Annotated in this window: 15 protein-coding genes; all 15 read right to left on the bottom strand. The window is 49.8% G+C overall.

All coding sequences use genetic code 11. The annotated features are described in order from the left end of the window. Positions 1-348, bottom strand: a 348-nt coding sequence (locus PHI12_11800; protein MDD5511474.1) for a 7-cyano-7-deazaguanine synthase, incomplete at its 3' end; no start/stop codon positions are given. Beyond that, a complete protein-coding gene (queF, locus tag PHI12_11795) occupies positions 335-781 on the bottom strand; it encodes a preQ(1) synthase (GenBank protein MDD5511473.1) in 447 nt (148 codons plus the stop codon). The genes queF and PHI12_11800, both read right to left, overlap by 14 nt. A gap of 4 nt (positions 782-785) precedes the next feature. Then, a complete protein-coding gene (locus PHI12_11790; GenBank protein ID MDD5511472.1) occupies positions 786-1,295 on the bottom strand; it encodes a hypothetical protein in 510 nt (169 codons plus the stop codon). Between the two features lie 29 nt (positions 1,296-1,324). Next, entirely contained in the window at positions 1,325-2,059 is a 735-nt protein-coding gene (locus PHI12_11785; GenBank protein MDD5511471.1) for a radical SAM protein, read from the bottom strand. After that, positions 2,059-2,448, bottom strand: coding sequence for a 6-carboxytetrahydropterin synthase QueD (gene queD / locus PHI12_11780; protein ID MDD5511470.1), 390 nt, complete (start codon positions 2,446-2,448; stop codon positions 2,059-2,061). The genes PHI12_11785 and queD overlap by 1 nt, the downstream gene beginning before the upstream one ends. 248 nt (positions 2,449-2,696) lie before the next feature. Then, positions 2,697-4,280, bottom strand: a complete 1,584-nt coding sequence (locus tag PHI12_11775; protein ID MDD5511469.1) for a hypothetical protein — start codon at positions 4,278-4,280, stop codon at positions 2,697-2,699. Between the two features lie 4 nt (positions 4,281-4,284). Further along, positions 4,285-5,310, bottom strand: a complete 1,026-nt coding sequence (locus tag PHI12_11770) for a hypothetical protein (protein ID MDD5511468.1) — start codon at positions 5,308-5,310, stop codon at positions 4,285-4,287. A gap of 284 nt (positions 5,311-5,594) precedes the next feature. Then, the gene (locus PHI12_11765) at positions 5,595-5,840 is read right to left on the bottom strand and encodes a hypothetical protein (protein ID MDD5511467.1); all 246 of its coding nucleotides are present in this window, start codon (positions 5,838-5,840) and stop codon (positions 5,595-5,597) included. A gap of 82 nt (positions 5,841-5,922) precedes the next feature. Then, positions 5,923-6,303 (bottom strand): hypothetical protein, encoded by a 381-nt coding sequence (locus PHI12_11760; protein MDD5511466.1) that lies wholly within the window; start codon positions 6,301-6,303, stop codon positions 5,923-5,925. Between the two features lie 83 nt (positions 6,304-6,386). After that, entirely contained in the window at positions 6,387-7,103 is a 717-nt protein-coding gene (locus PHI12_11755) for a hypothetical protein (GenBank protein ID MDD5511465.1), read from the bottom strand. A gap of 204 nt (positions 7,104-7,307) precedes the next feature. Further along, on the bottom strand, positions 7,308-9,266 hold the full coding sequence (locus PHI12_11750) for a DEAD/DEAH box helicase (GenBank protein MDD5511464.1): 1,959 nt from the start codon (positions 9,264-9,266) through the stop codon (positions 7,308-7,310). A gap of 97 nt (positions 9,267-9,363) precedes the next feature. Continuing rightward, positions 9,364-9,849 carry a hypothetical protein gene (locus PHI12_11745; protein MDD5511463.1) on the bottom strand — a complete coding sequence of 162 codons (486 nt, stop codon included), beginning with the start codon at positions 9,847-9,849 and terminating at the stop codon, positions 9,364-9,366. Between the two features lie 209 nt (positions 9,850-10,058). Further along, positions 10,059-10,418, bottom strand: coding sequence for a hypothetical protein (locus PHI12_11740; GenBank protein ID MDD5511462.1), 360 nt, complete (start codon positions 10,416-10,418; stop codon positions 10,059-10,061). Between the two features lie 6 nt (positions 10,419-10,424). Further along, complete coding sequence (locus PHI12_11735) at positions 10,425-10,643, bottom strand: hypothetical protein (protein ID MDD5511461.1); 219 nt, start codon at positions 10,641-10,643, stop codon at positions 10,425-10,427. A gap of 1 nt (position 10,644) precedes the next feature. Beyond that, the coding region (locus PHI12_11730) for a hypothetical protein (protein ID MDD5511460.1) at positions 10,645-11,327 on the bottom strand (683 nt) is incomplete at its 5' end.

The raw sequence follows: 11,327 nt of genomic DNA, 5'->3' as shown, positions 1-11,327 counted from the left end.
AGACGCGAAAATCAAATTCCTGCACGGGACAACCGTCCTTTTCATATTCGTTGCCGCATAATGCCCTTCAGGGATTTCCTCAAGACTGGACCGCAGCAAGGCTGAGTCAAACGACCGCATGACTTCGATGAGATCCATCGGAGCAACAGGAATCACCCCAGGATGCCGCTCACGATAGTACTCAAGAACCCGCTCAGCAGCCTTGTTCTCATACTCATTATGCTTCGAACCATACCAGAACCGACAGCAGTACACCGTCTTGAATCCAGACTCAAGCAGATACCCAAGAAGAGAGGTAGAGTCCATTCCGCCAGACAGCGCAAGAACTACAGCATCACTGCGAGGCATCAGTGAAAACCCCTGGACAATTCATGTTTGAATACCCCGGAGCTGCACGAACCGCAGACGACTTGAGAGCAATCCCGCCCCGAGTGTTCTGTGTTACTGTGACTCTCGTCCACAGTGGGTCGATTGCCGAAACAACATCGTCTGCAATCTTGGACGTGAGAGTCTCGCAGAAGGCGCCTTCATTCCGAAATGCCCACAGATAAAACTTGAGAGACTTGCTCTCAATACAGTACTCCCTCGGCAGGTACTGAATAATGACCTTCCCGAAATCAGGCTGGCCTGTTCGGGGGCAGAGGCTCGTAAATTCGGTAGCTGTGAATTCCACCAGACAGACGTCCGGTGCGGGGAATTTCTCCCTCCCCAGAACCTCGACAGCCTCTTCAAGGCTGGCGGGCTGAGGAAGGGGGCCATAGTGTGGGAGTTGGGTTGCCACTTGATCACCTGGTGTAACGGTATGAGACCTGACGGCCAACGGTTCCAGCGGGTTCGAGAAGCCCGATGTCGACCAGAATATATCTGGATGCTTCCCACTGCGCCAGAGCACCGCGATCATCCGCATCATTCATCTTGTTGTACTTCTCATAGATCTGGCGGGACTTCTTGATGATGTCTGTCGCCGTGAACGCCTCCCCCTCCTGCTGCTCAAGCGCTGCTACCAGTGCCCGGGACCGCGTCATCGCCTTTTTAGGCCGTGGCGGCGCCTTCGGTTCAGGCTCGGGCTCGGGAGCCGGGACAAGCTCGGGCTCGGAGACTGACTCCACCGAATCTTCCTCCTCCTTCTCTTCTCTGAGGGCAGCGATTACCGCCGTCGACTCCGGGGTGATATCGTCGTCAGGCTCGATGAGTTCTGCCGCCTGCAAGATTGCAGCCTTCAGATCCTCTACCTTCGGGCGCTTGGTGTCTATCTCCGGTTCAAGCCCAATCTGGGCATTCAGTTCCTTTGCCACTTTGATGAGTTCACTCTTCTTCATTTCCATCACACCATACCAAACACTTTGTGCAACTGCACCGAGAAAACAATGTGGTCTAATAAGCCAATATGTTTCTCTCGTATTCGCTCCGCCATACCTTTGATATTCTCGCCCTTTGCATTAATCGGGCTGATAAGGAATGGGCCTTTTACGCCGTAATCAAGAAGTCGCTCAATCGCTTCGATAGCGTAATCCAAGTCGATGACATCCATGACAACAAATTTTACAGAAACATGCCCTCCGGCATTCTGTTGACGGGCAATCTGCCCCGCCCACACATCCATCGAAATGTTCATTCTCTCTACCATGCCTGACGAAGGGCACTTGAAATCGACCACCCAATACACCTCGGGGATGAATGGGATGAGAATGCTGCCGTTCGTCTCAACCTGCACCTTAAACCCTCTCTCGACGAGAGACTCAATCAGGTTGATCACTTCAGGCTGCATAAGCGGTTCGCCCCCGGTTATGAGAACGTGGGGGTTCATCTGATCTCTGATCTGGGATACAAGATCAGGGACGGAAACCTCAATGAAGTTCCGAAGATCACCGCCCGCCTCCAATGAAGTGATCACACTCTGCATCCTGGCTTGCGGGGTATCACACCACGTGCATTTGAGGTTACAGCCCTGAAGGCGAACCAGCGTGATCCACGTCCCCTGCGGGAACCCTCCGGCCTCCCCGGAAATAGTGGTGCATAGTCCTTGTCTGTTGATACGCAGAGGCTTATTTTTCATCATCAATACGCCCTCCATAGTGCATACGACGTCGGGGTCTCCCACAGGCGGACGAAACTAATCGTCACGCTCTTGTCTTTGAGAACTTCCCGAAGCCGATTACGAATCCAGACGACCATATTCTCCGCCGTTGGATTGCTCGCAGGAAAGTCATGATTCTGAATATCATTCAACAATCGATGATCCATCGGTTGAACAATATTTTCATCTACAATCCCTTTGAAATCACTGAAATCAAGAACCATACCGGTGTCGGGTCGAACACGGCCCAATACGCCGATCTCGAGCTTGTATGTATGCCCATGGAGATGCTGGCACTTCCCTTCATGATAGGGAAGGTAGTGCGCGGCGTCAAACGTGAATGCTTTGATTATCTCAATCGATTCACTCAAAGGTTATTTCACCTCCTCCCAAAGTCCTATAATATAACTTGTTTTCTCCCCTAATAAAACTTTTGACCATAACTGAAAGCCCTCGTCTCATCAAAGACCGTCTTATTCTTTCGGAATTCCCCACGATGATAGGCGATCCTGATCGAGACTTATCTGTCGAGAATCGGTCTTCTTCAGAGGCTCTACATCTACCAAGATCTTGCGCCCATTTCCATTCCGTGGTTCACTCTCATTTGATTGCATACTCGTCACACCTTATAACTCTCAAGATACGGTCGACCAATCGACAAATCCTGTATAATACAAACCTGATTATCAGACGAAAAGTCTCCTTCTCGCACCACGATCTCATTAACCCGAAGAAGACCTAATCGTTTCTCTCTTCCTTTCGGATCTTGGTTCAGTCCATACTGCGCCGTCACATGCGCCAGTTTCCGCTTATCTTCGGAGAAGTTCGACAGAGACAGCCTGTCCCTCTCGTAACTCGCGGCATCTGCTTGAGTGGCACTTAACACCAACACATGACGGGACTGGGACAGGCCACGAAGAGCACGCCAGACATGATCTTGTCTGTGGCGGAATTCTTTGACACCGCCGTCATCAGCAGAAAGAAGATCTGCGTAGTCAATCAAAATCACGTCCGGGACGAACCCGTCTTTCCTCTCCCACTCATCCAGCACTCTCTTGATCTCAGTAACTGTCAAAGTTCCGGCCGCATAAGTGGCCAGTTTGAATCGTCTCTTGTACTTGCTGAAAAACGCTGTTAACGCCTTCTCTGCCTGATCCGCCGTCAATGGACTACATTCCTTCACCTTCTGGACCCAGACCGATCCCTTCCTTTGCGAACACGTATGACTATCGCACGGAACATAATCAGGATACTGGTGAAATTTCGCCTGCAGAACGGAATCATTAATGTAATCACCTTGCTTCTTAGCAAAGGATCCAAAATCAGTGCCTTCAAAAATACCGTGATCACAATTCCTATCCTCCCGAGTACATGTGTCTAATTGATTCCATAAACAATCTCCTACGCACCTGAAACGCTCTCGACAATACTGTTCTTTATCGGATCGCTGCGCAACATACGTGCAAATCCTACGAAGAATCTGACTCTGTGACATATCACCGGCCTCAAAATAGGCCACATTAGACCGCTGGCGAACTGCCCGCAAAGCCATCTCCATCAAGAGATACGACTTACCGCGCTTCTCAGGTGCTAGAAACGTGACAAAGCCACCCCGAATAAGATGAGGATTCCACATTGCGCCCAATGCGCCGGGATACATAATAAGAGGCTGCTGCAATTCTGCAAACGCACAGGCGACAAGATTCGGGATAGTGTTAAGATCCGATAATTCAATTCCAATGTCTGCAACACCGAATATCGTGGGCTTATACGACGCTGCGAGGGTCTCCGCCTTCTCTATCTCGCCCCGGTCAATGAGTGCCTGGACTTCTTGATTATGTTGCGCTAACTCTTGCGCCTTGAAATACTGAATTGTCCGGTCATACAAATACGCCCCATTAAACTTCTTCCCCCGACCATACTCATCACTCAGACTGTCGAGGAGTTCTTCAATATACCGTGCATCTGCTGTCCTTGTGATCTTGCCCGATTGCAAGTTCTCCATGTACAAGTCTTGGATGTACTTGTCTGGCGCCTTCCCATACTTTCGGAAGTAGTCCAAACACCAAGACGCGACGATCTGTAGTTCGGGAGAATCAAGGAATGCTGGATCCCAAACGCTCTGTATTCGTGCAATATAGTCACTGCTAACAATAAGACCAGTGATTATTCGACGTTCTATAAATTCCTGTTCATCTCGCACGCATTCACCGACCTGTAAGTGGATCGCGGTTGTATGTGTCCAACCTCTTCAACTTCGAACGATACTGCGAAAATATAGCACTGGTTATGTCAAACACGGCCAGACTCAAAGAATCCATCCACGACGACTGCTCTTCAAGGAACTCGATGTATCCCTCAATCACAGTAAGTGGATGAGGCGAGAATTGATAGAACTCAGACGTCTTCGGGATGTTCTCATCCTGCACTGTTTTTATCTGCTCGCAGAATTTAATCAAGACAGTAGCGACGACACCTTCATCCAAGTCCCTGTTATGTGCCCGAAACAAGTTCATCGCGGGCTGATGCGACTTCCGCATGAAGATGTCTGTCATGTCCCGGCTCTGCAGATATCTGCGGGCAATCTTCCGGGGATCCCCGGAGACCTTCTGCATAGATGGGGTGTCTTCAAAATCAGCCATCATTGCAGGATCATCTAACCACCGCTGCTGGTTTAACCAAGTAGTGGGAAGAGGGATATATCCATGCTTCGACCATCGGTCGGTCTTTTTTTGTTCATTGATAGCTTTCTCGATCTGAGACCATAGTGGGATGCTATCCCTGTCTGTCTTTCTTGTACAGATTTGCTGCCACTTTGTTTTCGCTTTCCCCTTGTCAGTCTTATTCGGATAAATGGACCAAAACTGTTCGAACATCGATACCGTGATCTTCCTGTCTCTTTTGTCTGTTGCTCGCAAGGTCGCCTTGTTGCTGCTCTTGTGTTTGTTATTCTTTACATTGTTATTATTAGTGTTGTCGGCGCCCGCGTTGGCTTTGACAATGCGGTTAGACCCGTTTATGGCCGTTGTCTCGGGAAGAATCTCGCAACCATACCCATCAAGAACATCGAGAACCTCTTGAATATCTAACGTCTCGGGATAATCAGAACAGACCCAGACCATCCCGGCATACTTCTTGGTGTCTTTCTTTCGATACCTGTATCGAACAAGATACCCGTAATCTTCAAGTTCTTTTATGCCTGCTCGAATAGCGTCTCTCTTATCAGCCATCATCGAAACAATCGATGTTTCGAAACTATTCCATCCTTGTCTGTTAGACAGTAAGAGACACAAGATCCCTTTCGCTTTCGCAGATAATTCAGGGTTCCGAAGAATATGATTGGGGATCTGGGTGAAACTTACGTCTGCTGACCGGAAAATTATGTCAGGGATTCTCATCCGACGACCTCATACCCATTATCCTTCAGTGTTTTAAAAATCCGCTTCTGCTCATTCTCCCCTTTCTTCTGGAAGTCAAGAGTGAGAATGTTTACGCGCATCAATGGAATCATATACAATCACGTGTTTGTGAAGTTCAGTCCTGTATAGTCACTCACTTTCTTTGCCAGACTGCTCGTATCATCAATCTGGCCTTTGAAATCATGCTCAAGTTGACATAGTGCCAGATATACTTTTCGTAGGTGGTCTTTGTGCGGGCTTTCGAAGTATGCGTTGAAGAATGTAAGGATACGAGCATCCGCTGATACAGGAATCCTGAATCCCGTTTTAAAACCATTCTCTGATGCAATTTTATCTTGTCCCATAGTCACACACCACCAAGGCCATGAAAGTTGCTGCAAGCCGGGCTATCGTGTGTCTGAGGCCACATTATAGGCATGATACAACTCACTCCGTCATCAAATATTTCATCGTCAGTCGCTTGAGGTTGATCTGGTAGTATTCTCGCTGCGGGAAAGAACGCTTTTCAGTACAAAGAAGACCACGCTGAATCAGTTTCAATTTACAGGTGCGAATCTGATGGTCACTCAAGGCCGTCTTTTCCCGCAGTTCCGTATAGAGATAAGGGAACTGATCACCTTCATTTATCGCCCCACTCTCTCGCAAGGATCGATATTTGTTAATGAGGCTCGTAAGAAAAGTGGCTGTGGTTGGACCGAACGTTGTCAGGATGCTTGTGGGAATCACGAAAACATCGTCGTCTATAGGTGAGGAGAACTTTTTGAGAACTTGCTCCTCCCATATCGAACATTTTAATTGCTCGCTCATACGTAGATCACCGAATCGTCGTTTTAGACTGTGTATCTACATATAAGTTGTTAAGGTATTTAATTATTTTTCTCTACTGAGGTTTACACAAGAAGGTCTTTGACTAATTTGTCTGCTTCGGCCTGCTTCAAATCAGCAGGATCACCATCATCAAGAGTTGCGATGGATGTACGCTTCCCGAGAGTTCTTAACTTAACGGCTAACTTTCTCGCTTGTTCCTGCGCCGTCTTCTCAGTATCATACAAGATAATGAACTTATCTGCTAATCTCGACAAACTCAAGACTTGTTCGATATTGATAGATGTCCCGAACGTCCCGACAGAGTACGGCCCTAATCGCCAGACATCTAATACGCCTTCAACGACAATCAATGTATCCGTATCTTGCCAGACAGATTCTTGCCCGTACACGATATGTGCATGCTTTACCTTCTCGCGTTTCGATGGACAGGCAATGTACTTCTTGTCACTCTTGCCCGTAATGTCTCGAGTCTGGAAACTGACCATCTTCCCGTTCCAGTAAATCGGGATCACGATGCGGTTCCCATAACTAATCAGGTCGAGAGAACTGATCGGACCTGTCTGTAATACGCCCCATTCCTCTTCGATCGTATCCGGATCAAATCTTCGGGTACGTAAGTAGCGCCTCCCGTACTGATTCAACTTGATAGTCGGTTGAGGTAGTTTAAGTGGCCTAATTGCTACTCTCGGCTCCGTGACGTGAACTTTCCTGCGCACGCCTTCATACTTTCGAATGACGCTCTTAATCTCGAGAATGGAGAGACCGGTTGCTTTGCTCAAGACGCTAACAAGTGCATGCGGTCCACATCGCCAACAATGACAGGCGCCCGTCTCTACATTCACACCTAGATGATAATCTACCTTCCCCACACAAAACGGGCAATGTAAGTTGATCCATCCTTCTGTAGTGCGGGCATGTTCTCCGGGCCGTACGAAGTCGACGTGATAGTCAGATAATAGCCGTTCTAGATCCATGCGTGCTCCTTACGCGAAGGATGAGAGGAGGCGGGTCAGGAGTTGAACATGCTCCACCGCCCCTCCGTCGATCACTGCATTCAGGACTTTCTTCTTCTCATCCAGCAGTGCTGCGATCTGCTCCTCGATCGTCTCCTCCGCCAGCAGGTAGTAAATGTTGACGGCGTTCTTCTGCCCGATCCGGTGACAGCGGTCCTCCGCCTGAGACAGTTCCCCGGGTGTCCACGGGAGTTCGACGAAGGCGATCGCTGATGCTGCTGTCAGCGTGAGTCCAGTTCCCGCAGCCTGAATGTTCCCGATGAACAGTTTGACGTCGGGATTGTTCTGGAATGCCTGAACAGCCTCATGCCTCTTCGGAGCCGGTGTCGAACCGTCAATCTTGACCGCACATTTCTGGAACTTCTTCATCAGTGCATTGATAGTGACTTTGTGAACTGCGAAGACAACGAGTTTCCGTCCGCTCTCCTCCAGGAAGTTCTCAATCCACTGCATCACGTGATTCATCTTACCCTGCATCGCCAGTTGTTTAAGGCCTTCAATTCGAACCAGGTGTTCTGCGTTTCGGGCCTTCTCTGCCGCGGCCGCGCCCTCGGTGTCCTTCAGGAATGCGATGAAATCTTCTTCCGCCTCCTGATACACTTCTCGGTTCGACAACTCCATCGGGACATGGGAGAACACTTTGTCAGGCAGTTCTTTGAGGACGTCCGCCTTCTTGCGCCGAATCATGACTGTCTTGAGTTTCTGGTGAAGTTCTTCTTTGTTCGAAGCACCTGACAGGTCCCATCCGAATCGGGTGTGGTGTGCCCCACAGTACTTCTGCGCATAGTCCCAGAAGGATGGGAAAACTGTCCTGTCAATCATCTGGACGATGTTGTATCCTTCGATCGGGCGGTTCACCAGAGGCGTGCCGGTGAGTGCGATGACGTGCTTACACTTTCGACCCAGCTTGGTGACCGCCTTTGATCGGAACGCCTTGCTGTTCTTGATGAAGTGCGCCTCATCAACGATCAGGACTTCTGGGTTCCGGTCCAGGATGAAGTCAATCCAGCCCGAGTACGGAATCTCCTTGATGGGTTTCTTTCCAGTGACCAAGTTCTTCGGGCCCTCCTCATACTTGTTGTGCAGGATGTCATAGTTGATTACCATGATGTCCCCGTACAGTTTCTGTGTGGTGTCCGTGCCAGAGATGACCTGGATTGTCCGATCCCCGGAGAGGGTCATTTTTGCTTCCTGCGCCCAGTTCAGTTTCAAGTGCGCCGGACAGACAACGACGACCGGCTTTTTCTCGGGGTGAAGTTGTAACCAGGCAAGCGTCTGAATCGTCTTCCCCAGACCCATTTCATCGCCCACGAGTGCCCGTCCGTTGCGCTGCTCAATGAATGCTACGCCCTGTTTCTGGAATGGGAACAGTTCGCGTTTGAGGCCGTCAACCTCGATCTCCTCGAGTTCCTCCACCGGGAGTTGTTTCTGGGCCGTGTCCAGGAACCTGATGAGTTCCGGGCACAGTTCAAATCCAGCCTGGTCCAGTTTCTCTACGGTGTCCTGTGCCAGGGGAGCGGTCCAGAACTTGCCCCGCGTGTCTTCTGTGAACTTCCTCCCCGGGAGGCTCTTGATCATCTCCAGCGTCTTGTAATCGAACTTGAACCAGATCTCGATCTGCCCCTTAACCAGCATGGCCGTGTTCTTAGTAACAGTTGCGGGCTTGTTGACGATCTGAGGAACTACGATCTCACTCTTCAGGATTAGGTCTGTGTCGAATCCAGCGATCTTTAACTGGTTCTGATACTTGATCATCATTTTCTGAGCGGCGATAGCCTGTTTGAGGGACCAGTTCTTCTGGATGGCGAGACTGTGGCCGAATCTCGCATCGTACTTATTGAAGCCGTGACCGTCCTCCGACAAAGCGCCGTCGCAAACACCGGCCAGATACTGACAAGCGCGCTGAACTTCTGTGATGTCTACTTTCATCTTTCTCATCTCCTATATGTTTGCTACAATATGTTATTAGTTGGTATTCTATAAGTAATTAACGGAATAACATTTTGAATTAATACAAAAGAGAGATTTAGAGAATGCCCTGATCTACCAACTTCCTCAATTCTTCAAGGGTCTTGATAGGAGGAAGGTTCTCAAGCGCCTCTGGAGGCAGATCTTGGGTATAGAATCGATCTCTGTATCGCCCGAACCCAGTATGCTCTTGAACGGCCTTCGATATGTGCCCCGATCTCGGTCCTGTCTGTTTCCAGAAGTACACGATGCGACTTACACGCCCTGTGATGTCCAGAACGGTCCAGTCACCATACACCGGGATGTCTGCTTCGATGGTTTCTTCAGTCAACCGGGCCTTCATCCTCTGGAGGGTAGTATCCGTGCGACTCTCATCAAAGTTCAGATCGATGATTTGTTTAAGTGTGTTGAACCATGTCCCTCTTGCGTCGGCCTCAATGTTTCCACCCACTTCTTCGAGGACTTCATCAATCTGATTTGCTGCTTCATCAAGATCTTCTAACAGACCTTCGAAGGTTTCAATCAATTCCTGTATTCGTCTCATGTTTCACCTCTATATGTCTCACGACGATACTGTGTTAAACACATAAAATATTTAATACTTTGGACGAAAAACACGGAAACAGTGATTTGAACTTCTTTGAGAGACCAGAAATCCTTGATAAGGTTAAACTACCTATAAGAGGGTTCAATCCGCTCAGAGCCGGGCCTCGTGGGTTCACAGTTAAGATATCAACGAGTTAAAAGAGGGAGTTACCTTTGTCGCAACACATAATAGTGCAACCAAGCCTTGAAACGAAGTACAACGTCGGTAATCATCCATCCGAGTGCAGCATAACGCCGTTCCCGTTCCCAGATGTATGCTTCCTCTTCAGTCAAGTAATGGGGAGGATCCCATGCCCCGATACCATTCCATCTCGCGTATACGCCGTCAAAGAAGGTGTGAATTTCATCGAGCGCCTCATCGCCGCCCATGAATTCATCCAGCGGACTGCCCGGCTCCGCGAGTTGTTTATACTGGTCGAATACATACATCAACCCGACCATCATCAATACAACCAGCAGGATGAACATGAATATCCACCCCGCAACCGCTAATTCCATTAACATCATTTCTGATCATATCCTCATTTCAATTGCCGCCAGCATCCGGAGCGCTGCCTGCCGCCCGGCTTCCTCATCCTGCTCCCGGGTCGTGCCCCAGACGATCAGGTCTGATTCTTGGTGACAGCCCTTGCAGATCAGGACCGGATCCTCTTCCTCTTCCGGCAGGACGTAAACGGCATACGTCTCCAGGGGTGAGTCCAGCCCGGTCCCGCATCGCTCACAGTGATACATATCAGCTCTTCATGATCCACGCGAGGGCGTAGTATGGCGGTCGGTTCTCATGGGCGTTCCCGCTGCCCGCATTCCCGGTATTGGCAGACCATGCGCCTGTTCCAAGGTTGGTCATTCCCCACACTCCAGGACCATACTCATACTCGTTAATCCTATCATACGGCATGTTATGATTATGCACCGGCATCTCGTCAACCGTCAGGGTATGCGTGGCAGACCCGCCGCTCGCCCCGACCGCATAACTCGATCCTGCCCCGACGATGAACCGATCCCGGAGATCCGGCGTCCCGGACGAACCGTTGCAGAGCAGCCAGCCCGTTGGAATATCTACAATCGCCCCGGACCAGGCAACGATGACTCCTGCAGGTATCCGGGCATCGACATACGCTTTCCGCGCCGCGTCGTTCGCATTCACCGGCGCTGCAAGGTCGGTCAGCCGCTGGTTGTTCATGCTCCGGGCCACCGTCGGTGTATCGATATACCCCTTTGTTGCTGCGTCGGTGGCGACGGTGGGCGTACCGAGGTTCGTCAGTTTATTACCACCCATTGATTGGTTGTCGGTGAAGGCGACCGATCCATCTGATTTTATCATAATCGCGTCTGCTTCGTCGAACTGCGTCTCGAGATTGTTGAGTTTCGCCGCCGTAATTATGTCGCCGGTTATCCAGGTTGTCTTTGTATATG

The organism is Dehalococcoidales bacterium, from assembly GCA_028716225.1.
In the GTDB taxonomy this organism is placed as follows: domain Bacteria; phylum Chloroflexota; class Dehalococcoidia; order Dehalococcoidales; family UBA5760; genus UBA5760.
Note: the sequence above shows the minus strand (reverse complement) of the source record. Positions and strands in the feature narration are given on the sequence as shown.

What these genes read in the sequence shown, in the direction of transcription:
- PHI12_11750 (MDD5511464.1), bottom strand. Translation starts at nt 9,266, where the DNA reads ATGAAAGTAGACATCACAGAAGTTCAGCGCGCTTGTCAGTATCTGGCC.
- PHI12_11745 (MDD5511463.1), bottom strand. Translation starts at nt 9,849, where the DNA reads ATGAGACGAATACAGGAATTGATTGAAACCTTCGAAGGTCTGTTAGAA.
- PHI12_11785 (MDD5511471.1), bottom strand. Translation starts at nt 2,059, where the DNA reads ATGATGAAAAATAAGCCTCTGCGTATCAACAGACAAGGACTATGCACC.
- PHI12_11735 (MDD5511461.1), bottom strand. Translation starts at nt 10,643, where the DNA reads ATGTATCACTGTGAGCGATGCGGGACCGGGCTGGACTCACCCCTGGAG.
- PHI12_11760 (MDD5511466.1), bottom strand. Translation starts at nt 6,303, where the DNA reads ATGAGCGAGCAATTAAAATGTTCGATATGGGAGGAGCAAGTTCTCAAA.
- PHI12_11765 (MDD5511467.1), bottom strand. Translation starts at nt 5,840, where the DNA reads ATGGGACAAGATAAAATTGCATCAGAGAATGGTTTTAAAACGGGATTC.
- PHI12_11740 (MDD5511462.1), bottom strand. Translation starts at nt 10,418, where the DNA reads ATGATGTTAATGGAATTAGCGGTTGCGGGGTGGATATTCATGTTCATC.
- PHI12_11770 (MDD5511468.1), bottom strand. Translation starts at nt 5,310, where the DNA reads ATGATGGCTGATAAGAGAGACGCTATTCGAGCAGGCATAAAAGAACTT.